This window comes from Stenotrophomonas sp. SORGH_AS_0282, assembly GCF_030818125.1.
Taxonomy (GTDB): domain Bacteria; phylum Pseudomonadota; class Gammaproteobacteria; order Xanthomonadales; family Xanthomonadaceae; genus Stenotrophomonas; species Stenotrophomonas rhizophila_A.
In genome coordinates this window covers 3,785,311-3,809,100 of the sequence record NZ_JAUTAB010000001.1, presented here as the reverse complement: position 1 = coordinate 3,809,100, position 23,790 = coordinate 3,785,311, and the positions used below count along the sequence as shown (strand labels likewise).

Below are 23,790 nucleotides of genomic sequence, written 5' to 3'. Positions count from 1 at the left end.
GCGGAAATCCATCGACCCCGCTGCCGGCAACGGCGGCAGCGGGGTCCTTGTGCAACAGTGGAAAGGTCAGGCGGCGTTGGCGTCGGCCGTCTCGGCGCGAAGCTGGTGCGCCGCCGCTACCAGCGCTTCCAGCGCGGCCCGCGTCTCCGGCCAGCCGCGGGTCTTGAGCCCGCAGTCCGGGTTCACCCAGATCTGCTCGGGGCGAAGCACCTCGGCGGCCTTACGCAGCAGGGAGAGCATCTCCTCCTTGTCCGGCACGCGCGGCGAGTGGATGTCGTACACGCCCGGCCCGATTTCGTTGGGGTATTGGAAGCGCACGAAGGCATCCAGCAGTTCCATGCGCGAGCGCGAGGTCTCGATGGAGATCACATCGGCGTCCATTGCCGCCACCGAGTGGATGATGTCGTTGAACTCGGAGTAGCACATGTGGGTGTGGATCTGGGTGGCATCGCGCACGCCGCTGGCGCTGATCCGGAACGCTTCCACTGCCCAGTCCAGATACTCGCGCCACTGCGCGCGGCGCAGCGGCAGGCCTTCGCGGATGGCCGGTTCGTCGATCTGGATCACGCCGATGCCGGCCGCCTCCAGGTCCAGCACTTCATCGCGCAGCGCGAGCGCGATCTGCCGGCAGGTATCGGCGCGGGCCTGGTCATCGCGCACGAACGACCACTGCAGCACCGTTACCGGGCCGGTCAGCATGCCCTTCATGGGGCGGTCGGTGAGCGATTGTGCGTACTGCGACCAGCGCACCGTCATCGGCTGTGGGCGGGTCACGTCGCCGTAGATCACCGGCGGCTTCACGCAGCGCGAGCCGTAGCTCTGCACCCAGCCGTTCTTGGTGAAGGCAAAGCCCTCCAGCTGCTCGCCGAAGTACTCCACCATGTCGTTGCGCTCGAACTCCCCGTGCACCAGCACGTCCAGCCCGATCTGCTCCTGGATGCGCACGCAGTGCTCGGTCTGGCTGGCCAGGAACGCATCGTAGTCGGCGTCGCGCAGGGTGCCGGACTTGTTGCGGGCGCGGGCTTCGCGCACTTCCAGCGTCTGCGGGAACGAACCAATGGTGGTGGTGGGGAAGCGTGGCAGCTTCAGTGCGGCGGCTTGGGCCAGGTGGCGCTGTGGGTAGCGGCTGTGGCGCTGTGCATCGGCCGGGGTCAGTGCGGCCAGGCGCGCGGCCACGGCGGGGTTGTGCACGCGCGGCGAGCGCTTGCGGGAGGCGATGCGCTCGCGCGAGAGCTCAAGCGCGGCTTCGGCGCGGGCCGGCGCGTCGATGGCATCGGCCAGCACGCGCAGCTCTTCCAGCTTCTGCTTCGAGAACGCCAGCCAGCCACGCAGTTCATCGTCCAGCTTCTTCTCATGCGCCAGGTCCACCGGGCTGTGCAGCAGCGAACACGACGGTGACAGCCACAGGAAATCGCTGCCCAGCTGGCCGTGTGCGTAGCGGGCCAGCACCAGTGCGTTGTCCAGGTGGGTACGCCAGATGTTGCGGCCGTTGACCAGGCCGGCCGAGAGCACGCGGCCGGCGGGCAGGGCCTTGATCACCGCATCCAGCTGTTCCGGTGCGCGCACCAGGTCCACGTGCAGGCCATCCACCGGCAGCGAGGCCGCCAGTTCCAGGTTGTCGTCCAATGCACCGAAGTAGGTGGCCACCAGCACCTTGGGGCGGGCGGCGGTGGCCAGCACCGCATAGGCGTGTTCAAAGGCGGCGCGCGCCTCCGGGCTGAGGTCCTGCACCAGCGCCGGCTCATCCAGCTGCACCCACTGCGCGCCGGCGGCCTGCAGCTGGCCCAGCAGCTGCACGTACACCGGCAGCAGCGCATCCAGCAGGTCCAGCGCGGGGGTGCCGTCGGTGGTCTTGGACAGCAGCAGGAAGGTCAACGGCCCGATCAGCACCGGGCGGGTTTCGATACCCAGTGCCTTGGCCTGGCGGTACTCGGCCAGCGGCTTGTCGCCGCGCAGCGCGAAGCCCTGGCCGGCCTGCAGTTCGGGCACCAGGTAGTGGTAGTTGGTGTCGAACCATTTGGTCATTTCCAGCGCGTGCAGGTCGAAGCCATCGCGCTGCAGTCCGCGCGCCATCGCGAAATAGCCGGCCAGCGGATCGGCATCGGCCAGCGCGCGGTAGCGGGCGGGAATGGCATCGAACAGGAAGGCGGCATCCAGCACCTGGTCGTACAGGCTGAAGTCGTTGCTGGGCGGCACATCCACCCCGGCATCGCGCTGCAGCTGCCAATGCGTGGTGCGCAGGGCGGTGGCGGTGTCCTGCAGCGCTTCGGCGCTGCTCTGGCCGGACCAGTACGCTTCCAGCGCGCGCTTGAGCTCGCGTTTGGCGCCTATGCGGGGGAAACCCAGGTTGGTAACAGTGGTCATGGAACGTGTCCTCATTGCAGTAGCGGCATTGAGGAACGAAGGAACTGCGCGGCACCCACGCCATTGCTGCCGTGTCCGCCCCGCCAGCGACCTTCGCCCCCGCGGGCGAACCGGATGCCGTGAAGCGGACGCACGGGGGCAGCGCCACGCAGAACGCATGGCGGCAGGCCCCGGCAACCTCCCCGCGGACGTTCCAGGTCGAATCAGAGGACGGTCGTGTCCTCCGGCCGGGGCCGGTATTCGGGCTGATGGACACGGGCACGGGGCCCACCTACTTCCTGCCGCTTCCCAGGCGCCAAGCCCAGTGCTGTTGGCAGGTTTCGTTTCCACTCACCGCTGCGGGGCAGCTCCGGAATGGGTGCGCAAGGCACCTTCACCGGATTCCCGTTTAAACCCATCCCTTCATCTGCATGAAGAGATGGATACCTTCGGCCAGCACAAGGTAAGCCGAGTTGGGGCGGCGGTCAAGGGGAGGGCAGGTCTTATATCGGCTTCGCTTATGAGCCAGCGAGACGAAAAGCGTCGGCCATCCGATCCTGCTCGCGCGCGGAAAGCCCAAGTTGCATGGCCAGCGTCCGCCACTGGCGGACAATCCCCTGAAACTCCTCGATGATTTCATCGCCCTCATCCAGGCCCACCCGGCAGTACGCGGCGACTTCGCGCGCGAGCTCCAGGTCCAGAGTGTTGTCTGCCTCGGTGATGTTTAACTTCAGGCCGTCTGCAACCGGCACCGGGTTCATGTCATACGCTTCCGAGAGGCGCCATCCCGATCCCGGCACCAGGATGAAGCCGTGGTTTCTCAGGTGATCATCGGTGTTGGAGACAAGGATATTGAAGACGATTCTCGACCATAGCTCCCGGAGATCCGCATTCGTTTGGGAGCCATGCCTGATCAACACCTCGGCCAGTTCCAGATAACTCACGCCCGTGGAGGCGTCATCGCCATCTACATGGCCCGTCATGGTCATGGCTGAGGCAAAGTGCAGGCGCTTCCCTTCATCGGTGCGATCAAACCTTCGAACCATGAAGCAGTGATGGTCACTGGCGAATTTTCGCGCTTGGGCGGTGGCTACATTGAGGCCACAGCCAACGGCAAGCGCGTTGACGACCATTTCCCAGCCGCCGACGTCGTAGTCATCACGCGAACTCGGAAACTTGGCGATGTAGAGGCGTCCCTGTTCGTCGGCAACGCTCGCCTTGGGCCTGGCACCGCCCAGCGAACCGCCCGGCACGATAAGCATCCTCAACCACTGCTGGCCTTGCTGGGACACGTTGTCCTGATCATCCTCCAGCGCGCGACTCGCTTGCTCCAAGGCACGAATCTGCGCAAAGGGCGGGGCCGCGAGTCCGATGGAATCATCCAGGAACTCTCCGCGGTCCTCCTGCTTGTAGCGCAGCGCGCCCACGCGATAGAGGTCGTGTACGCCAAGAAGGTAATCCGTCTCGAACAGTCGCGTTCCGGCCGGCCGGGCGCCGGCACGGATCTCACGTTCAAGGCGGCGATCCATAAGAAGGCGACCCCAGCGATCGGGGCTGGAATCGGAAAACACGCCGAACCGGTCATGGGGTGCAGGCGGATACTGGGGACCCTCGAAAAGGGAAATTTTCCGGTCGAGTGCGACTCGACCTATGACAGGGTCGGCTAATGCCGCAGGGTCGTACTGAAACTCGAACGTCTCGTGAGCTCGCGTCCTGCGGGAGTTCAGATAGCCCAGCCGGCGAGGTTGCTGCAAGCCTTCCCAATCCGCATACACCGCGATCATCGTCATTTCGTATTGCCTTGGTCGCGCTTCTTGCTGGAGGGCTTCAAGAGTGAGGCAAGACCTGCAGACGTCATTGCAACTGGCTTGGCAGATCCAGTTGTCGGGGTTACGTACTCGCCCTTGCGAGGCGCTTCACCTTGCTTGGCCATCATGGCTCTTCCGGCCTTCTGAGTCGGCGGCTTGGCTTTTGGGAACCTGGTGGCCTTGGGCAGCGCCTGTTCACGAACGCTGCCTGTTACAAGGCGTGAGTCCTGAAGCCGACGACCCAACTCATCGTCGGCGGCGAGCAACGCGAGGTCTCGTTCAATGCCAAGCACCTGCATCACCGAAAGATAAGCACCCATGGTCACTCCCGCTGCCCCGGACTCAAGCGACCGCAGCGTCATCGGCGACATTCCTGAGCGCTCTGCCAACTGTTTGGCCGTGATCTTGCGCCGCAGACGTGCAAGCTTGAGTCGCTCCCCAAACTCGGCGAGGAGCATTTCCGTCGAGGGCAGGAGTGGAGCGGTCTTCTTCGCCATGGCGCTATTATTCCTGCGTTTTTGAATGAAAAGAGCCACAATATTAGCACTATGAACAAGGATGGATCATTTGCAAGCCCAACCTGATCGAAAAACGCCAAATGTAGAAGTATTATGGCTAAACTAGCCAAATAATGCCATAATATTATCGCTATCGTCGTTCTGAGAGGCGAGCCCCTTCAGGAGGCAAGCCGGTACGGCTCGATGCTGGTCAGCACTTCGGCCAGTCCATCTCGCGCCTTGGCTATGTCGTAACCCTTCTGCAGGTTCAGCCACGCCCCTGCATCCGTACCTCGACTTCCCGCGTATCTCTCCACAACTTCCGTGGAGCCCGGCATGCGCGCGCACCCTTCTCTCTCTGTGTCGCTTCTCCTGCTATGCCCCGCGCTGGCCTCTGCCCAGACCGTCCAGCGCCAGGAAGGTCGTGCCTACGCGGCAAACGGCGACACCCTGCTGTACCGCGAAACCCATTGGCTGCAGGGATCCCAGCAGGCGCAGTCACGGCTGGTGCTGTACCGCTGCGCGGACGGCCGCCCCTTCGCGCGCAAGTGGATGACGCCGCAGGGCAGCCCGCAGACGCCGGATTTCGCGCTGGAAGACGGCCGCGACGGCTACCAGGAAGGCGTGCGCGGCAATGGCGCAGCTCGCACGGTCTATGTGCGGGCCACTTCGGATGCAACCCCGGTCAGCCGCGCGTTGGAGGTGCCCGCGGGCGCGGTGGTCGATGCCGGTTTCGATGCGGCCGTGCGCAGGCATTGGGCAGCTCTGCTCGAAGGGCAGCCGGTGGCGTTTCAGTTCCTGCTGCCCAGCCGCCAGCGACTGGTGCCGTTGAAGCTGCAACGCACCCGGGCGCTCACCTGGAAAGGCCAGCCGGCGCAGCAGCTGCAGATGAAACTCGATGCCTGGTTCGGCTTCGCCGTGCCGGCGGTAACCCTCATCTATGCCAGCGCCGACCAGCGCCTGCTGCAGTTCACCGGAACCGGCAACGTACGCGACCACAAGGGGCGCTACCCGCAGGTGCGCGTGGAGTTCCCCTCGCCGCCCGTAGCCGCTGGCGCGGCCGAGCTTGCCACGGCGCGGGGGCAAGCGTTGGTGAAGACATGCGACTCATGAATACCCTCTTGCAGCCGTCCTCAGGAGCAACGACCATGCAGGCTTGCTACCTGCCGACACCGAGCCCGCGATGCCTGAGCTGGATGCTTCCGATACCCCCGCATCAACACGCCTGGACCGGCTTCTGGTCCAGGTGGCCGAGGGCGACCGCCAGGCGTTCGAGTCGGTCTACCAGCTGGCCTCGGGTCGGCTGTTCGCGATCTGCCTGCACACCCTGCGCGACCGCCGCGATGCCGAAGAGGTCCTGCAGGATGTCTTCACCACGGTCTGGCGCAAGGCCACCCAGTTCGATGCCACGCGGGCCTCGGCCATGACCTGGCTCTCGATGATGGCGCGCAACCGCGCGATCGACCGCCTGCGCTCGGCCCCGCCGCGCCCGCTGGATGACCTTTCCGTGGCCGAAGAGATTCCCGATTTCGCGCCGCAGCCGGCGCAGGCGGCCGAGCACGCCTCCGACCGCGAGCGTCTGGATGATTGCCTGGATACCCTGGAACCGCGCCGCCGCTCGCTGATCCGCAGTGCGTTCCTGCACGGTGCCAGCTATGAAGAGCTGGCCCGCCGCATCGGTTCGCCGCTGGGTTCGGTGAAGAGCTGGATCCGGCGCGGGCTGGGCCAACTGCGGGTGTGCCTCGAACGATGAACATCCGCGACCTTCACGATATCCAAGACGACGGCCAGCCGCCGAGCGCCGACATCCTGGCCGGCGAATACGTGCTGGGCGTGCACGACGCCGCCGAGCGCCTCAAGATCGAACACCGCATCGCCACCGACCCGGGCTTCGCCCGGCTGGTCGAGCAGTGGCAGGTGCGGCTGGCCCCGCTGCTGGAAGAGCTCGGCAGCGAGGCGGTGCCGGCGCACCTGTGGCCGCGCATCCGCAGCGAGCTGGGCTGGCCGGCGGTGACCGCCGCGCCCAGGCTCTGGCAGCGCACCGGCTTCTGGCAGGGCATGACTGCCCTGGCGGCGGCGCTGGCACTGGTGGCGGTGTTCAACCGCCAGCCGCTGCCCACCGCCCCGTCCACCCCGGTGGCCGTCACCCCGGCGCCGACCCCGGCCGAGCCGGAGCAGGCGACCAAGCCGGTCACCCCGCTGCTGCACGACGATGGCACGCCCGGCTGGCTGGCCTCGGTCGACAAGGCACAGGGCAAGGTGTTGATGGTGCCCGTCCCCGCACCGGCCGATGCGGCTGGCCGCGCACCGGAGCTGTGGCTGATTCCGGCCGGCGGTACGCCGCGTTCGCTGGGCCTGGTGTCCATCAACCGTGCCCACACCGTGGCCGTGCCCGACGCGCTGCGTGATGTCCTTGTGAACGGATCGGTGCTGGCGATCACGCTGGAACCGTCGAGCGGGGCGCCGCAGGGCATTCCGACCGGTCCGGTCATCGCCAAGGGCGACATCGCCAACCTGTAACGGCCACCCCTTCCGGAAATTATTTTTCGGAAGGGTGCATCCAAACGGCGCGAGCCTGCGTATCTCCTGATGAACCGCTCAGGAGACGCGCGACATGCTGTCCCGTTCCACCCCCGACCGACCCGCCCGCGCCCCGCGCGGCCGCTGGGCCACCGTGCTGCGCTGGTTCGACACCGGCGCCGCCGCGCCGGCCGCCGGTGGGAGCGGCAACCGCGTGGACTGGCTGCGGGCGATTCCCTTCGTGGGCATGCACCTGGCCTGCCTGGCGGTGATCTGGGTGGGGGTGTCGTGGGTGGCGGTAGGCGCGGCGCTGGCGCTGTACGCGGTGCGCATGTTCGCCATTACCGCCTTCTACCACCGCTACTTCGCGCACCGCACCTTCCGCACCTCGCGCGTGGTGCAGTTCGTGTTCGCACTGATCGGCGCGGCCAGCGTGCAGCGCGGCCCGCTGTGGTGGGCCGCGCACCACCGCAACCACCACCGCCACACCGAAACCGCTGCGGACCCGCATTCGCCCACCGTGCACGGCTTCTGGTGGAGCCACATGGGCTGGTTCCTCACCACCGAAGGCTTCCGCACCGACTGGGCGCGCATTCCGGACCTGGCGAAGTACCCGGAGCTGCGCTGGCTGGACCGCTTCGACACGCTGGTGCCGGTGGCACTGGCCGCTGCGCTGTACGGGCTTGGTGCATTGCTGGAACACGTCGCGCCGGGCCTGGGCACCAGCGGCGGGCAGATGCTGGTGTGGGGCTTCTTCATTTCCACGGTGGTGCTGTTCCACGCCACGGTGACGATCAATTCGCTGGCGCACCGCTTTGGCCGCCGCCGCTTCAACACCGGCGATGACAGCCGCAACAACCTGTGGCTGGCCCTGCTCACCTTCGGCGAAGGCTGGCACAACAACCACCATTTCTTCCCGGGCACGGTGCGCCAGGGCTTCTATTGGTGGGAAGTGGACATCACCTGGTACGGCCTGCGCGCGATGGCCGCGCTGGGCCTGGTGCGTGACCTCAAACCGGTGCCGGCCTGGGTGCTGGCCAAGGCGGAGCACTGACATGCGCATTGCCGTGATCGGATCGGGCATCGCGGGACTGGCCAGCGCCTGGTGGCTGAGCCAGCGCCATGAAGTGACGCTGTTCGAGGCCAACGACTACCTCGGCGGCCACACCCACACTCACAACGTGATGGTGGATGGCCGCGCGCAGGCGGTGGACACCGGCTTCATCGTGTTCAACCCGCAGCACTACCCGCTGCTGACCACGCTGTTCGATGAGCTGCACGTGGCGTCGCAGCCCACCACCATGAGTTTTTCGGTGCACAGCGAACGCACTGGCCTGGAGTACAACGCCACCACGCTGGATACCCTGTTCTGCCAGCGCCGCAACCTGCTCTCGCCGCGCTTCTGGGGCATGCTGCGCGACCTGCGCCGCTTCTATCGCCAGGCGCCGGCGCTGCTGCACAGCGGGGAAGAGGGCCTGTCACTGGGCGACTACCTGAAGCAGGGCCGCTACGGCGAGGCCTTCGTCCAGGAGCACCTGCTGCCGATGGCCTCTGCGCTGTGGTCATCGCCGGTCCAGGCCTTGGCCGACTTCCCGGCGCGCTACCTGGTGCAGTTCATGGCCAACCACCAGATGCTGCAGATGACCGGCCGCCCGGCGTGGCGGGTGGTGCAGGGCGGTTCGGCGCGTTATGTGGACGCGATGCGGCGGCGCTGGCGGGTACGCGAGCGGCTGGAATGCCGTGTGCTGGGCGTGGAGCGGCAGGAGCACGGGGTGCGCGTGCTCACCGCCGATGGGCTGGAAGGCTTCGACCAGATGGTGCTGGCCTGCCACAGCGACCAGGCGCTGGCACTGCTGTCCGATGCCGATGCCACCGAACGCAGCGTGCTCGGCGCGATCCGTTACCAGCCCAACGAGGTGGTGCTGCATACCGATGCCAACCTGCTGCCACGCAACCGCAAGGCCTGGGCGGCGTGGAACGCACACGTGCCGCGCGACCCGTTGGCACCGTGCACGGTCAGCTACTGCATGAACCTGCTGCAGGGCATCGATACGCCCACGCCGCTGGTGGTGACGCTCAACCGTACCGACGCGATTGCGCCGGAGAAGATCCTGCGTCGGATGCAGTACGCCCACCCCGTGCACGACCACGCCATGGTGCGTGCACAAGGGCGCTGGGCCGAAGTGCAGGGGCGGCGCCGCACCTGGTTTGCCGGCGCTTACTGGGGCTGGGGCTTCCATGAAGATGGCATCCGCAGTGCGCGCCGGGTGGTGGAGGCGCTGCAATCGCTGGATGCCGAGGCGTACTGGCCGTTGTCGCAGGGCGTACCGGCATGACGGCCAGTGCGATCTATCGCGGCAGGATGCAGCACCGCCGGCATGCGCCGCAGCCGCACGCGTTCGACTATCCCATCGCGCAGCTGCTGATCGACCTGGACGAGCTGGACCGCCTGTTCGACGGGCGCTGGTTCTGGTCGGTGAACCGCCGCAACCTGGCCGAGTTCCGGCGCAGCGATTACCTGGGCGACCCGGACCAGCCGCTGGCCGATGCCGTGCGCGGACGAATCACCCGGGCGCTGGGCCATGCACCGCCGGGTCCCGTGCGCATGCTCGCCCACCTGCGCCATGCCGGGCACATCTTCAACCCGGTCAGCTTCTACTACTGCTACGCCGCCGATGGCACCACGCTGGACTGCATCGTGGCCGAAATCACCAACACGCCGTGGCAGGAACGCCACGCCTACGTGCTGCCCGTGGCGCACGCCGACGCGCACGGCCGCGCGCTGGCCTGGACCTTCGACAAGCAGTTCCACGTCTCTCCGTTCCTGCCGATGGACTGCGAGTACCGCTGGCGCTTCACCGCGCCGGGCGATGACCTGCACGTGCACATGCAGGTGTGGCGCAACGGCGAGCGCCAGTTCGACGCCGACCTGGCCCTGCAGCGCCATCCCCTCACCGGCCCAGGCCTGGCCCGCGTGCTGCTGCGCCACCCGCTGATGACGGTGCAGGTGGTGGCCGCCATCCACTGGCAGGCGCTGCGGCTGTGGCTCAAGCGCACGCCCGTCCACGACCACCCTTCCATTGCTGGAAAGCACCCATGAACGACATGACCCGACCGCTTGCCCTGCCTGAGCCCAGCACGCTGGAAGCGTTCCTGCGCCGCCGCCTGCTGGTCCAGCTGGCCCCGCTGCAGGGTGGCAGGCTGCAGCTGCGCGATGCGCTGGGCGATGTCTCCATCGGTGACGCCGCTGCACCGCTACAGGTGACGGTGTGGGTCGACAATCCGGCTTTCTACCGTGCGGTCGGCGCGCAGGGCAGCGTCGGTGCCGGCGAGGCCTACATCCGCGGCGAGTGGCGCTGCGACAACCTGGTGGGACTGGTGCAGCTGCTGGTGCGCAACCGCGCGCTGCTCGATGGCATGGAGCGCGGCCCGGCGCGGCTGGGCGGCTGGCTGCTGCAGGGCTGGAACTGGCTGCGCCGCAACACCCGCGAAGGCAGCCGCCGCAACATCGCCGCCCACTACGACCTGGGCAATGCGTTCTTTTCGCTGTTCCTGTCCCGCGACCTGATGTACTCCTCGGCACTCTACGCCGAGCCCGGCGACACGCTGGAAGTGGCCTCGCAGCGCAAGCTGGCGCGGATCTGCGAGCAGCTGCAGCTCAAAGCGGGCGACCGCGTGGTCGAGATCGGCACCGGCTGGGGGGGATTTGCGGTGTACGCCGCGCTTCACCACGGCTGCCACGTCACCACCACCACCATCTCCAGGGAGCAGTACGCGCTGGCCACCGAGCGGGTGGCCAGCGCGGGGCTGCAGGACAAGGTGACGGTGCTGCTGAAGGACTACCGTGACCTGGAGGGCCAGTACGACAAGCTGGTCTCCATCGAGATGATCGAGGCGATCGGCGCGCAGTACCTCGATACCTACTTCGCCACGCTCACCCGGCTGGTCAAGCCGGAAGGCCTGGCGCTGCTGCAGGCCATCACCATCGAAGACGAACGCTACGAGCAGGCGCGGCGCAGCGTGGACTACATCAAGCGCTTCGTGTTTCCCGGCAGCTTCATTCCTTCGCTGCACGCGATCATGGCCGCCAAGACCCGCAGCAGTGACCTGCAGCTGATCGGTCAATACGATTTCGGCCAGTCCTACGCGCTCACCCTGCGTGCCTGGCGCCGCCGTTTCCTGTCGCAGCTGCCGGCGGTGCGCGCGCAGGGCTTCGATGAGCGCTTCATCCGCCTGTGGGAGTTCTACCTCGCCTACTGCGAGGGCGGCTTCCTGGAACGCTCCATCGGCGTGTCGCAGCTGCTGCTGGCGCGCCCCGGGTACCGGCCGGCACCGATCGAGGGCACCCACTGAGATGCGCCACTTCTGGGCCAACGTCATCGGCAACCAGCTGGTCTGGCTGTGCGCGGTGGTCGGCGCGGGGCAGGGGCTGCGCTGGCCGGCGTTGTTGGCCGCGGCTGGCTATGTGGCCAGCCAGCTCGCCATGTCCGCGCAGCCCGGCGTCGACGTCAGGCTGCTTGGCGTGGCCGTGTTGTGCGGGCTGGTCGTGGATGGTCTCGCGGGTGCAAGCGGGCAGGTGGTCTACGCCGCTGCCTGGCCCAATGCGTGGCTGGCGCCGGTGTGGATACTCGCCCTGTGGGCCGCATTCGCGATGACGCTTACGGTTTCCCTGAAGGTGCTGCAGCGGCGGCTTTGGCTTGCCGGGCTGCTCGGCCTGATCGCGCCGCTGGCGTATCTCTCCGCCGCGCGCGGCTGGTCGGCTGTGGCGTTCCCGTCACCGTCCTGGCAGGGCGTGACCGTTCTTGCCCTGGGCTGGGCCATCGCACTGCCCCTGCTGGCCCTCTGCGCGCGGCACTGGCAGCGCGGGACGGCGCCAGCGGCTACGAACACCAATGGAGCGCATGCATGATGAATCTCGGATGGGTCTGGCTGTATGCCGCACTGATCATGTGCTGGGGCTGGTGGTGGCAGCGCCGCCACCAGAACATCGGGGTGGTGGATGTGCTGTGGGCCAAGGGCGTGGGCGCCTCGGCACTGCTGCTGGCGTGGCTGGGCGATGGCGCAACGGCGCCGCGCATCGCGTTGGCGGTGCTGGGCGGGCTGTGGGGATCGCGGCTGGCCCTGCACCTGTGGAAGCGCGTGCGCAGCGAAGACGAGGATGGCCGGTACCAGCACCTGCGCAGGCACTGGAACGGCCACCAGGGCAAGATCTTCGGCTTCTTCCAGTTCCAGGCGTTGCTGATCGTGCTGTTCGCATTGCCATTCGTGGCGGTGTCGCAGAGCGCCGGGCTGCCGATGGGCTGGATCATCGCCGCCATTGCGATGTGGCTGCTCAGCGTGGGCGGCGAATCGCTGGCCGACCGCCAGCTGGCACGCTTCCGCGCCGACCCGGCCAACAAGGGCAAGACCTGCCGCAGCGGCCTGTGGCGCTACTCGCGCCACCCAAACTACTTCTTCGAATGGCTGCACTGGTTCACCTACGTGCTGCTGGCCGTGCACTCGCCGCTGTGGTGGTTGGCCTGGTCCGGACCCGTGGTGATGTACGTGTTCCTGCGCTGGGTGAGCGGCATTCCATTCACCGAGGCGCAGGCGCTGCGCACCCGGGGTGACGATTACCGCGACTACCAGCGCAGCACGCCGATGCTGTTTCCGTGGTTCCCCTCCCGCACTGCTTCGCCCCGCAAGGAGTCTTCACCGTGAATGTCGCCCGAGAATCGCTGCCGCTGCCCGACTACGCGCCCGGCCTGACCGGCCTGGCCGAACGCGGCCTGCTGCCCGATGCGCTGCTGCGGCTGGGCATCCGCCGCCAGTGCGAGGCGCGCCTGCGCGAGGAAAGCGCAGGTACCGTGGAAGAGCAGGCGCAGCGCTTTTCCGCGCGCATCGTGTCGCTGTCGCGCAGCCCGTTGGCGCTGCACGTGGATGCGGCCAACCGCCAGCACTACGAAGTGCCCGCCGCGTTCTTCCAGGATTGCCTGGGTGCACGGCTCAAGTACAGCAGCTGCTACTACCCCACCGGCACGGAAACGCTCGATCAGGCCGAAGAGGCGATGCTGGCCCTGTACGGCGAACGCGCCGAGCTGGCCGACGGCCAGGACGTCCTGGAGCTGGGCTGCGGCTGGGGCTCGCTGACGTTGTGGATGGCCGAGCGCTATCCCGCCTCGCGCATCACCGCCGTATCCAATTCCAACAGCCAGCGCGAGTACATCCTGGGCCAGTGCCGCATACGTGGTCTCACCAACGTGACGGTGCTGACCCGCGATGTGAACGAGTTGATCCTGGAACCGGGCAGCTTCGACCGCTGCGTGTCGGTGGAGATGTTCGAACACGTGCGCAACTACGCCCGGCTGCTGCAGCGCATCCACCAGTGGCTGCGCCCGAACGGCAAGCTGTTCGTGCACATCTTCGTGCACCGCACGCTGATGTACCCGTTCGAGACCGAAGGCGATGACAACTGGATGGGGCGGCACTTCTTCACCGGGGGGCTGATGCCCGCCGCCGACACCCTGCTGCACTTCCCCCAGTACATGCAGCTGCAGCAGCGCTGGCTGCTGGATGGCACCCACTACGAACGTACCGCCAACCACTGGCTGGAGCGCCAGGACCAGCACCGCGACGCCGTGATGGCGGTGCTGCGCCAGGGCTACGGCGAGGCCGCCGCCGCACTGTGGTTCCAGCGCTGGCGCATGTTCTGGATGGCCTGCGCCGAGCTGTTCGGCTACCAGAAGGGCCAGCAGTGGATGGTGGCCCACTACCTGTTCGACCGCGCCTGACCCCTCATGAGGAAAACGCCATGAAGCTCCGCCCACTGCTCCCCCTCCTCGCCGCCGGCATGTTGCTGGGCGGCTGCGGTGGCAATACCCGTCCCATTCCGCCGGTGGCCCACGTGGACGTGCCGCGCTTCATGGGCGACTGGTATGTGATTGCCCACATCCCCAGCCGGCCCGAGCGCGAAGCGTTCGATGCGGTGGAGTCCTACGCGCTTCGCCCGGACGGCCGCATCCAGACCACCTTCACCTACCGCAAGGGCAGCTTCGATGCGCCGGTGAAGACCATGCATCCGATCGGCACGGTCAAGGAAGGCACCAACGGTGCCGAGTGGGGCATGCAGTTCGTTTGGCCGATCAAGGCCGAGTACGTGATCGTGTACCTTGACGATGACTACCAGCAGACCATCGTCGGCCGCAGCAAGCGCGACTACATGTGGCTGATGGCGCGCACCCCGCAGATCTCCGAGCAGGACTACCAGGCGGCCATGACCCGGATTGCCGCGCTGGGCTATGACCTGTCGCAGGTGCGCCGGGTACCCCAGTCAGCCGCGACCAACCGCCCGAAACCATAACTGGGGCGCGGTTCTCAGGCCCTGAGAAGGCCTTGGGGGATACTGGAACCCAAGGCGGACAGAGGGCGGCGACATGGCGGACAAGTACTGCGATCTGGTCATGAAGGGCGGCATCACCAGCGGCATCGTGTACCCCAATGCGGTGCTGTCGCTGGCCCGCGAGTACCGCTTCAAGAACATCGGCGGCACCTCGGCCGGGGCGATCGCCGCTGCCGTGGCCGCTGCCGCGGCGCTGGGCGACCGGCGCTGCCGGGCCGGTGAACCGATGGGCCCGCAGGCGGGCTTTGCCGGGCTGGCCGATGTGTCCACCCAGTTGTCGCGGCGCGGCTTCATCTACAGCCTGTTCCAGCCGGCGTACGGCGCGCGTACCGCTTACCGGCTGCTGGTGATGCTCACCGGCAAGGCGGGCCTGCCGCGCAAGATCCTGTGCCTGCTGGCGGCGGTGTTCGCCATCGCCCCGCTGGAACTGCTGGCCGCGCTGGTGGCGCTGCTGGGCATCGGCTGGCTGGCCGCAGGGGTGGAGGGCATGTGGGCCACGCTGCTGCCGTCGCTGCTGTGCGCTTATGGGGCGGGGGTACTGGCGTCCGCGCTGCGGGTGGCGCGGGTAGCGCGGCGCAACCTGCTGGGCCTGTGTTCGGGCGCCACCCAGAGCGGCGCCGACAAACCTGCGCTGACCGACTGGCTGCACACCCAGCTGCAGGCCCTGGCCGGCAAGCCGCTGGACCAGCCGTTGACCTTTGCCGACCTGCATGACGCCCCGCGTTACAGCGGCGAGCCGGAGGGCGCGCACGCGGTCAGCCTGCAGATGATCACCACCTGTGTATCGCATACCGAGCCGCGCACGCTGCCGTTCGGCGCCTCGCAGTTCTGGTTCCGGCGCGATGAGTTCGAGCAGCTGTTCCCGGCCAGCGTGATGGCGTGGCTGCTCGCCCGCGCGGGCGCGCCGCATCACGTGGACGGCGTGGACTACTACCGCCTGCCCGAAGGCGAGCAGCTGCCGGTACTGGTGGCCACGCGCATGAGCCTGAGCTTTCCGCTGCTGATCAGCGCGGTGCCCCTGCATGAGCCGGCCCGCCGCGAGCGCCGCTGCGAACCCATGGCCGATGCCGCGCCCGCGCACGGCGACCGCAACGTGGCCGACAGCACCGAAGGCTTGACCAGTGGTGGCCACGGCACCGGCCCGGCGATCACCGCGTTCCGGGTGTGCTGGTTCTCCGACGGCGGCATCAGCAGCAACTTCCCCATCCATCTATTCGACGCCGCGCTGCCGCGCTGGCCCACCTTCGGCATCAACCTGGTGTACCCGCACACCGCCGAACCACTGCGCGCCGCGCCAGACTCGCCCGACGCGATCAACGCCGCCGTGTTCCTGCCCACCGAAAACCGGCATGGCTGGCAGCGCAGCTACCAGTCCATCGCGCGGCCGCTGGCGGCGGCGGAGATGTCGGGCTTCCTGTTCTCCATCGTCTCCACCATGCAGAACTGGCGCGACGTGCTGCAGGCACGCGCACCGGGCTACCGCGACCGCATCGTGCACGTCACCCTGCAGGGCGACGAAGGCGGCATGAACCTGGACATGCCGCAAGCGGTGCTCAGCCGCATTGCCGCCAAGGGCAGTGTGGCGGGCGAGCGCTTCTGTGATTTCTCGTTCGCCAATCATTATTGGATCCGCTGGCGGAACCTGGCGTCGGCGTATCAGCGCTACACGGTGGAGGTGGCGCGTACCGATGACCCCGCGCAGCGCGTGAGCGCCTGGCAGGACGCCTACGAATCGGTGGCGCAGGGGGCGCCACCGCCGCCCTCCTACCGGTTCAGTTCGGAAGAGAAGCGCCGCGAGTCGCAGCAGCTGTGGCGCTTGATGGTCGAACAGGGCCAGACCTGGGAAGACCTCGGCCCGGACCTCACCGACGGCGCCCCGCGCCCGCTGCCACAGATGAAGGTGACGCCCAGTTACTGAACGCGCCGCCGCACGACCAACGGTCGTGCCCTACCGGTGTGCGTGAACAACCGTAACTTCCGCCACCCCCGGTAGGTACCGACCGTTGGTCGGTACGCTCTCGCCGCGCACGCACGCCAGCCCCCTACGCGCGCCCCGGCAGCTGCGCGAACGCGCGCTGCATGCAGTCCTCGCGCGGGCACACGCGGCAGCCCGGGCCGATGGACACCGAGTTGCCCGGGCTCTGGATATCCAGCCCGCGCGAGTAGATCAGCCGCTCGGCGTGCTGCAGGTCGCAGCCCAGTGCCACCGCGAAGGTCTTGCGCGGCTGGCCATGACCAATCGGGCCACTGCTGACCTGCCGCGCCAGCCAGAAATGGCGGCGCCCGTCGGGCATGCGTGCGGTCTGGGTCAGCACCCGCCCGGGCTGGTTGAAGGCCTCGTACACGATCCACAGCGGACACGAGCCGCCCACCTGCGAGAAGTGGAAATCAGTGGCCGAGTGCCGCTTGGACACGTTGCCGGCGCGGTCCACCCGGATGAAGAAGAACGGCAGCCCCGGCGCACTGCGCCGGGCCAGGGTGCTCAGCCGGTGGCACACGGCTTCAAACCCCACCCCGAAACGGTGCGCCAGCGCATCGATGTCGTAGGCGCTGTGCTCGGCCGCGCGCAGGAACTGCGCATACGGCATCACCAGCGCGCCGGCGAAGTAATTGGACATGCCGATCCGCGCCTGCGCGATCTGCTCCGGTTCCCGGAAGCCCGCGCGCGCGATCACCGCATCGATCTGGGCCGCATAGCCCAGCAACGCCAGCTCGGCCGCCATCTGGAACGCCTGCTGGCCCGGTTCCAGGTAATCGGGCAGCCACAGCGTGCGGCTGCCGCCGTCGTACACGCGCTTCTCGCGCCCGGCCTGCAGCGGCCCCACTTCCACCAGCACGCCGTGGCGGTCGGCCAGCAGCTGGCGCAGGCGCGGCGCTACGTGCCCGGCCACCAGCCCCCATTCGCCGAACAGGTGCTCGGCCAGGTCGTCCAGTTCGGGAATGTGGTTGTGCATGCGGTTGAAGAAATCCCGCACCTGGTCGCCGGCCGGCAGCGAATGCCCGGCCTGCGGGTCGCCCAGCTGGAACTCCAGCGCGGCGGCGTGTTCGCGCAGCAGCAGGTGGCGCCGGTGCAGGTCGAGCAGGGCCCGGCTGATCTGCGGCAGGTTGCCGGCCATGGCGCGCAGCTCGGTGCTGCTGACCTCATCCAGGCCCAGGTCGCGCAGGGTCTCGCCCAGTGCCTCCTGCAGCGCGCCGGGCTCATCGACGTCGAACAGGTCGGTAACGTCGCCCAACACCTCGCGCAGCTTGGCCTGCACGGCCGGGGTCAGGGGACGCTTGTTGCGCTCTATCTGGTTCAGGTAGCTGGCCGACAGCCCCAGGGACCGTGCAAGGTCGGCCTGGCTGTAGCCGCGCTGCTCGCGCAGCTTGAGCAGGCGCAGGCCGATCTGGCGATGGGGGAGCTGGCTATTCACAGAATTAACAGAAATCGTAGCGGACGTTGGCCAGATTAAGCGCAGACAGCCCGGAAATCGATAGGTCGCCTGTGAATAATGCCAATCACCTTTCGCACCCCGCCGGTATTGCCATGACTGTTGCAGCGCCCCGTATCCGCATGTTGATCGATGGCCAGTTCGTCGAATCGGCCAGCTCGCACTGGCAGAACGTGGTCAACCCGGCCACCCAGGACGTCCTGGCCCAGGTGCCGTTCGCCACTGCGGGCGAAGTGGACGCCGCCGTGGCCTCGGCCAAGGAAGCCTTCAAGACTTGGCGCAAGACCCCGATCGGCACCCGCGCGCGCATCTTCCTGAAGTACCAGCAGCTGATCCGCGAGCACATGAGCGAACTGGCGCACATCCTCAGCGCCGAGCAGGGTAAGACCGTGCCGGACGCCGAAGGCGATGTGTTCCGCGGCCTGGAAGTGGTCGAGCACGCTGCTGCCATCGGCAACCTGCAGCTGGGGGAGCTGGCCAACAACGTGGCCAACGGCGTGGACACCTACACGTTGCTGCAGCCGCTGGGCGTCTGCGCCGGCATCACCCCGTTCAACTTCCCGGCGATGATTCCGCTGTGGATGTTCCCGATGGCCATTGCCACCGGCAACACCTTCATCCTCAAGCCGTCCGAACAGGACCCGATGGTGACCATGCGCCTGGTCGAACTGGCGCTGGAAGCGGGCATCCCCAAGGGCGTGCTCAACGTCGTGCACGGTGGCGAAGAAGTGGTCAACGCGATCTGCGACCACCCGGATATCAAGGCCGTTTCCTTCGTGGGCTCCACCCGCGTCGGCACCCACGTGTACAACCGCGCCTCGCTGGCCGGCAAGCGCGTGCAGTGCATGATGGGCGCGAAGAACCACGCCGTGGTGCTGCCGGACGCCAACAAGGAACAGAGCCTCAACGCCATGGTCGGTGCCGCCTTCGGCGCGGCCGGGCAGCGCTGCATGGCCGCCTCCACCCTGGTGCTGGTCGGTGAAGCGCGCGAGTGGGTGCCGGACCTGGTGGCCAAGGCCAAGACCCTCAAGGTCAGCGCCGGCAGCGTGGCCGGTACCGATGTGGGCCCGGTGATTTCCTGCGCCGCCCGCGAGCGCGTCGAAGCGCTGATCGCCTCGGGGGTGGAGCAGGGCGCCAAGCTGGTGCTCGACGGCCGCAACCCGCAGGTGGACGGTTTCGAGAAGGGCAACTTCGTGGGCCCGACCATCTTCGACGGCGTCAAGCCGGGCATGCGCGTGTACGACGAAGAAATCTTCGGGCCGGTGCTGGTCATCCTGGAAGCGGAAACGCTGGATGACGCCATCGAGCTGATCAACAGCAACCCCAACGGCAACGGCACCGCGCTGTTCACCCAGTCCGGCGCGGCGGCCCGTCGCTTCCAGGAAGAAATCGACGTCGGCCAGGTGGGCATCAACGTGCCGATCCCGGTGCCGGTGCCGCTGTTCTCGTTCACCGGTTCGCGTGCGTCCAAGCTCGGCGACCTGGGCCCGTATGGCAAGCAGGTGGTGATGTTCTACACCCAGACCAAGACCATCACCGCGCGCTGGTTCGACGACGAGACCCTGGGTCACGGCGTCAACACCACCATCAGCCTGAAGTAAGCGCCTGCAAGGCACGGAGTGTTCATGAGCAACTCGATGACGACGGAACTCGAAGAAGCGCAGCAGGCCTATAGAGAAGCCGCGCGTGATTTCGCCCAGGCCGAACTGGCGCCGCACGCCGCGCGATGGGATGCGGAGGGCATCTTTCCGCGCGAGGCGATCGCCAAGGCAGGGGAACTCGGGTTCTGTGGCTTGTACATGGATCCTGAAGTCGGTGGAAGCGGCCTGAGCCGTCTGGACGCCGCCGTCGTCATCGAGGAGCTCGCCAATGTGGATCCGTCCACGGCGGCCTATATCAGCATCCACAACATGGCCTCCTGGATGGTCAGCAGCTGGGGCCAGGAAGCACTGCGCTCCGAGTGGGGCCAGGCGCTGTCTTCGGGCAGCAAGCTGGCCTCGTACTGCCTGACCGAACCGGGCGCCGGGTCGGACGCGGCCTCGCTGAAGACCAGTGCCGTGCGTGATGGCGACCATTACGTGCTCAATGGCGCCAAGGCGTTCATCTCCGGCGCCGGGGCCACCGAGCTGCTGGTGGTGATGGCGCGTACCGGTGGTCCCGGCGCCAGTGGTATCAGCGCGCTGGCCGTGCCGGCCGACTTGGCCGGCATCAGCTACGGCCGCAAGGAAGAGAAGATGGGTTGGAACAGCCAGCCCACCCGTGGCATCACGTTCGAAAACGTGCGCGTGCCCGTGGGCAACCTGCTGGGCGAAGAGGGCAGTGGCTTCAAGCTGGCCATGAAGGGCCTGGACGGCGGCCGCATCAACATCGCCGCCTGCTCGCTGGGCGCCGCGCAGGGCGCGCTGGATGCCGCGCGCCGCTACATGGGCGAGCGCCGCCAGTTCGGCAAGCCGCTGGCCGATTTCCAGGCGCTGCAGTTCAAGCTGGCCGACATGGTCACCCAGCTGGTGGCCGCGCGGCAGATGGTGCACACCGCCGCGCGCAAGCTCGACGCCGGTGCCAGCGATGCCAACGTGTGGTGCGCGATGGCCAAGCGCTTCGCCACCGACGCCGGCTTCCAGGTCTGCAATGACGCGCTGCAGATCCACGGTGGCTACGGCTATATTCGTGAATACCCGATCGAACGCCTGCTGCGCGACAGCCGCGTTCATCAGATCCTGGAGGGCACCAACGAGATCATGCGTGTGATCGTGGCCCGCCACTTGCTCAACACCGATGAGGAACTGCGATGATGGATTGGCGCAAGCAGGAACACGTGGGCCTGAAGGTCGAGGCCGACGGCCACACCGCCGTGGTGACCCTGGACAACCCTCCGGCGCATACGTGGACCGTGCACAGCCTGTCGGCGCTGCGCGATCTGATCGGTGCGCTCAATGCTGACACCAGCATCTACGCACTGGTGATCACCGGTGGCGGCGAGAAGTTCTTCTCCGCCGGCGCCGATCTCAAGCAGTTCGCCTCCGGCGACAAGGCGCTGGCCCGTGAGGCTGCGCGTCGCTTCGGTGAAGCGTTTGAAGCACTGTCCGGTTTCCGCGGCGTTTCGATTGCCGCCATCAACGGCTACGCCATGGGTGGCGGGCTGGAATGCGCACTGGCCTGCGACCTGCGCATCATCGAAGAACACGCCCAGGTCGCGCTGCCCGAGGCCACCGTCGGCCTGCTGCCGTGCGCCGGCGGCACCCAGAACCTGCCCCGCCTGGTCGGCGAGGGCTGGGCCAAGCGGATGATCCTGCTGGGCGAACGCATCGACGCCGATACCGCAGTGCGAATCGGTCTGGCAGAAGAAAAAGTTGGCAAGGGCGAAGCCAAGGCGCTGGCCCTCGAGTGGGCGAACAAGGCCGGCAAGCAGAGCCCGTCCAGCGTGGCGGCCTGCAAGACGCTGGTCCAGGCCACCCGCAGTGGCATCAGCCACGCTTCGGCCCTGGTCGCCGAGCGCGAGGCCTTCGTCGACCTGTTCGACCGCGCCGACCAGGGCGAGGGTGTCAACGCCTTCCTGGAAAAGCGCGCACCGCAGTGGAAGAACGCATGACCACGCCCGAGGCCAGCGTGGAGGCGCCGGTGCTGTTCGAAGAGCGCACTGCCGCCAACGGCACCCGCATCGGCATTGCCACGCTCAACGCACCACGTACCCTCAATGGCTTCTCGCTGCCGATGGCGCACCTGCTGCACGAGCGCCTGGGCGCCTGGGCTGCCGATGACGGCATCGCGCTGGTGGTGCTGCAGGGCGCGGGCGAGAAGGCGTTCTGCGCCGGTGGTGACCTGCACAGCCTGTACCAGAGCATGCGCGCCTACCGCGATGCCGGCGCGGACGATGTGCGCGACAACCACTATGCCTCTGAATTCTTCGACGTGGAGTACCGCGTCGACTACGCCATCCATACCTACGCCAAGCCGATCCTGTGCTGGGGCCATGGCATCGTCATGGGCGGCGGCATTGGGCTGATGTCCGGTGCCAGCCACCGCGTGGTGAGCGAGCGCTCCAAGCTGGCGTTCCCGGAAATTACCGTGGGCCTGTTCCCGGACGTGGGTGGCAGCTGGCTGCTGCCGCGCGTACCGGGCAAGGCCGGCCTGTTCCTGGCCCTGACCGGCGCGCCGCTCAATGCCGGCGACGCCATCTATGCCGGCATGGCCGATATCCATATCGCCGAGGCCCAGCGCGCCGACGTATTCAACGCGCTGGCCGACGTGCACTGGAGTGCGGACGCCAAGCGCAACCACGAACAGCTCAGCACCCTGTTGCAGCAGCACGCCAGCGATGCCGCGACCGGTCCGCTGCTGCGCAACGCCGCGTTGATCGACACGCTGTGCGAGGGTAGCGATGTGCCTGCGGTGGTGAACGCAATTGCCGCGTTGCAGACCGAAGACCCGTGGCTGCAGACCGCGCAGGCCACGCTCGCCGCCGGTGCCCCCGGATCGGCGCGCCTGGCCTGGGAACTGCAGAAGCGCACCGCCGGTGCGTCGCTGGCCGACGTCTATCGCCTGGAGTACATCGCCGCGCTGCACTGCGCCGCCCACGGCGATTTCGCCGAAGGCATCCGCGCGCTGCTGATCGACAAGGACCGCACCCCGCACTGGCAGCCGCAGACGCTGGCTGAGGCCACGGTGGGCTGGGCCGACACCTTCTTCGCTTCGCCCTGGACAGCCGCCACGCACCCGCTGGCCGACCTGGGTGCCACTGTTCCTGAAAGGAGCCACGCATGAGCCGTATTGCATTCATTGGGTTGGGCAACATGGGCGGCCCGATGGCCGCCAACCTGGCCAAGGCCGGCCACGCCGTGCGCGTGTTCGACCTGGTGCCGGCCGCCGTGCAGGCCGCCGTCGACGCCGGTGCCACCGCCGCAAGCTCCGCGCTGGACACGCTGACCGACGCCGAAGTGGTCATCTCGATGCTGCCGGCCAGCCGTCACGTCGAAGGCGTGTACCTGGGCGAGGACGGCCTGCTGGCCGACATCCCCGGCGGCGCGCTGGTGATCGACTGCAGCACGATCGCGCCTGCCACCGCGCGCAAGGTGTCCGAAGCGGCGGCCGCACGCGGCCTGCAGATGCTGGATGCCCCGGTCTCCGGCGGCACCGCCGGTGCCCAGGCCGGCACCCTCACCTTCATCGTCGGCGGCGAAAGCGATGCGCTCGAACGCGCGCGCCCGCTTCTGCAGGCGATGGGCAAGAACATCTTCCACGTGGGTGCCAGCGGCGCCGGCCAGGTGGCCAAGCTGTGCAACAACATGGCGCTGGGCGTGATCATGGCCGTGACCGGCGAATCGATCGCGCTGGGCGTGGCCCATGGCCTGGACCCGAAGGTGTTGTCGCAGATGATGGCGGTCAGCACCGGCCGCAGCTGGGCCACCGAAGTATGCAACCCCTGGCCGGGCGTGCTGGAAAATGCGCCCGCCTCGCGCGGCTACAGCGGCGGCTTCGGCAGCGACCTCATGCTCAAGGACATGGGCCTGGCCGTGGAAGCGGCGATGAGCGTAGGCGCCTCGATCCCGCTGGGCGAACTGGCCCGCAACCTGTACTCGATGAACCACCAGGCAGGCCGCGGCAAGCTCGACTTCTCCAGCGTAGTGCAGCTGGTAACCCCGGAAAAGTAACCGAAACAACGAATGCATCCCGGAAACGGGATCCACCGCGGTGGGATGGGCGGATGCACGGTCAACGCGACCGGCATCCGCCCATTTTTTTTGTCACGACCAACGGTCGTGACCTACCGACGTATTGACCGCGGTAGGTGCCGACCGTTGGTCGGCACACACTCC

At 67.5% G+C, this 23,790-nt stretch carries 21 protein-coding genes and 1 riboswitch; of the genes, 17 read left to right on the top strand and 4 right to left on the bottom strand.

The window, feature by feature from the left end; genetic code table 11:
- Positions 1-66: 66 nt before the first annotated feature.
- The 3 genes from metE to QE395_RS17260 form a co-directional block, all read right to left on the bottom strand.
- Positions 67-2,364, bottom strand: a complete 2,298-nt coding sequence (gene metE / locus QE395_RS17270; protein WP_249833528.1) for a 5-methyltetrahydropteroyltriglutamate--homocysteine S-methyltransferase — start codon at positions 2,362-2,364, stop codon at positions 67-69.
- A 213-nt stretch (positions 2,365-2,577) separates the two neighbouring features.
- Positions 2,578-2,809, bottom strand: a riboswitch (cobalamin riboswitch).
- A gap of 52 nt (positions 2,810-2,861) precedes the next feature.
- Positions 2,862-4,133 (bottom strand): HipA domain-containing protein, encoded by a 1,272-nt coding sequence (locus tag QE395_RS17265; protein ID WP_306990019.1) that lies wholly within the window; start codon positions 4,131-4,133, stop codon positions 2,862-2,864.
- On the bottom strand, positions 4,130-4,648 hold the full coding sequence (locus tag QE395_RS17260; protein WP_306990017.1) for a helix-turn-helix transcriptional regulator: 519 nt from the start codon (positions 4,646-4,648) through the stop codon (positions 4,130-4,132). The genes QE395_RS17265 and QE395_RS17260 overlap by 4 nt, the downstream gene beginning before the upstream one ends.
- 336 nt (positions 4,649-4,984) lie before the next feature.
- On the opposite strand from QE395_RS17260, the gene QE395_RS17255 reads away from it, so the two are divergent.
- From QE395_RS17255 to QE395_RS17200, 12 genes are all read left to right on the top strand, one after another.
- The gene (locus QE395_RS17255) at positions 4,985-5,761 is read left to right on the top strand and encodes a hypothetical protein (protein WP_306990016.1); all 777 of its coding nucleotides are present in this window, start codon (positions 4,985-4,987) and stop codon (positions 5,759-5,761) included.
- A gap of 70 nt (positions 5,762-5,831) precedes the next feature.
- Positions 5,832-6,401 (top strand): sigma-70 family RNA polymerase sigma factor, encoded by a 570-nt coding sequence (locus QE395_RS17250; protein WP_306990013.1) that lies wholly within the window; start codon positions 5,832-5,834, stop codon positions 6,399-6,401.
- Entirely contained in the window at positions 6,398-7,168 is a 771-nt protein-coding gene (locus QE395_RS17245) for an anti-sigma factor (protein ID WP_068848485.1), read from the top strand. The genes QE395_RS17250 and QE395_RS17245 overlap by 4 nt, the downstream gene beginning before the upstream one ends.
- Positions 7,169-7,262: 94 nt before the next feature.
- The gene (locus tag QE395_RS17240) at positions 7,263-8,222 is read left to right on the top strand and encodes an acyl-CoA desaturase (RefSeq protein WP_306990011.1); all 960 of its coding nucleotides are present in this window, start codon (positions 7,263-7,265) and stop codon (positions 8,220-8,222) included.
- A gap of 1 nt (position 8,223) precedes the next feature.
- A complete protein-coding gene (locus QE395_RS17235; protein WP_095362557.1) occupies positions 8,224-9,504 on the top strand; it encodes an FAD-dependent oxidoreductase in 1,281 nt (426 codons plus the stop codon).
- Positions 9,501-10,268 carry a DUF1365 domain-containing protein gene (locus QE395_RS17230; protein ID WP_306990010.1) on the top strand — a complete coding sequence of 256 codons (768 nt, stop codon included), beginning with the start codon at positions 9,501-9,503 and terminating at the stop codon, positions 10,266-10,268. Before QE395_RS17235 ends, QE395_RS17230 begins: the two co-directional genes overlap by 4 nt.
- Complete coding sequence (locus tag QE395_RS17225) at positions 10,265-11,521, top strand: cyclopropane-fatty-acyl-phospholipid synthase family protein (protein ID WP_306990009.1); 1,257 nt, start codon at positions 10,265-10,267, stop codon at positions 11,519-11,521. The genes QE395_RS17230 and QE395_RS17225 overlap by 4 nt, the downstream gene beginning before the upstream one ends.
- A gap of 1 nt (position 11,522) precedes the next feature.
- Positions 11,523-12,077 carry a DUF2878 domain-containing protein gene (locus QE395_RS17220; RefSeq protein WP_306990008.1) on the top strand — a complete coding sequence of 185 codons (555 nt, stop codon included), beginning with the start codon at positions 11,523-11,525 and terminating at the stop codon, positions 12,075-12,077.
- Positions 12,074-12,868: a DUF1295 domain-containing protein gene (locus QE395_RS17215; RefSeq protein ID WP_306990007.1), complete on the top strand. Its 795-nt coding sequence runs from the start codon at positions 12,074-12,076 to the stop codon at positions 12,866-12,868. The genes QE395_RS17220 and QE395_RS17215 overlap by 4 nt, the downstream gene beginning before the upstream one ends.
- On the top strand, positions 12,865-13,938 hold the full coding sequence (locus tag QE395_RS17210; RefSeq protein ID WP_306990006.1) for a class I SAM-dependent methyltransferase: 1,074 nt from the start codon (positions 12,865-12,867) through the stop codon (positions 13,936-13,938). The genes QE395_RS17215 and QE395_RS17210 overlap by 4 nt, the downstream gene beginning before the upstream one ends.
- A 20-nt stretch (positions 13,939-13,958) precedes the next feature.
- Positions 13,959-14,507, top strand: a complete 549-nt coding sequence (locus tag QE395_RS17205) for a lipocalin family protein (RefSeq protein ID WP_217537589.1) — start codon at positions 13,959-13,961, stop codon at positions 14,505-14,507.
- 73 nt (positions 14,508-14,580) lie between these two features.
- Entirely contained in the window at positions 14,581-16,464 is a 1,884-nt protein-coding gene (locus QE395_RS17200) for a patatin-like phospholipase family protein (protein WP_306990005.1), read from the top strand.
- A gap of 124 nt (positions 16,465-16,588) precedes the next feature.
- Here the strand turns inward: QE395_RS17200 and QE395_RS17195 are convergent, their stop codons facing one another.
- The gene (locus tag QE395_RS17195; RefSeq protein ID WP_249833538.1) at positions 16,589-17,959 is read right to left on the bottom strand and encodes a short-chain fatty acyl-CoA regulator family protein; all 1,371 of its coding nucleotides are present in this window, start codon (positions 17,957-17,959) and stop codon (positions 16,589-16,591) included.
- Between the two features lie 113 nt (positions 17,960-18,072).
- On the opposite strand from QE395_RS17195, the gene QE395_RS17190 reads away from it, so the two are divergent.
- The 5 genes from QE395_RS17190 to mmsB are packed head-to-tail and all read left to right on the top strand — an operon-like array spanning position 18,073 to position 23,625.
- Entirely contained in the window at positions 18,073-19,578 is a 1,506-nt protein-coding gene (locus QE395_RS17190; protein ID WP_095362566.1) for a CoA-acylating methylmalonate-semialdehyde dehydrogenase, read from the top strand.
- Positions 19,579-19,602: 24 nt separating this feature from the next.
- Positions 19,603-20,769, top strand: coding sequence for an acyl-CoA dehydrogenase family protein (locus tag QE395_RS17185; protein ID WP_095362567.1), 1,167 nt, complete (start codon positions 19,603-19,605; stop codon positions 20,767-20,769).
- Complete coding sequence (locus QE395_RS17180; protein WP_095362568.1) at positions 20,766-21,566, top strand: enoyl-CoA hydratase; 801 nt, start codon at positions 20,766-20,768, stop codon at positions 21,564-21,566. The genes QE395_RS17185 and QE395_RS17180 overlap by 4 nt, the downstream gene beginning before the upstream one ends.
- On the top strand, positions 21,563-22,738 hold the full coding sequence (locus QE395_RS17175) for an enoyl-CoA hydratase/isomerase family protein (protein ID WP_249833540.1): 1,176 nt from the start codon (positions 21,563-21,565) through the stop codon (positions 22,736-22,738). The genes QE395_RS17180 and QE395_RS17175 overlap by 4 nt, the downstream gene beginning before the upstream one ends.
- A complete protein-coding gene (mmsB, locus tag QE395_RS17170; protein ID WP_068848514.1) occupies positions 22,735-23,625 on the top strand; it encodes a 3-hydroxyisobutyrate dehydrogenase in 891 nt (296 codons plus the stop codon). The genes QE395_RS17175 and mmsB overlap by 4 nt, the downstream gene beginning before the upstream one ends.
- Positions 23,626-23,790 lie beyond the last annotated feature (165 nt).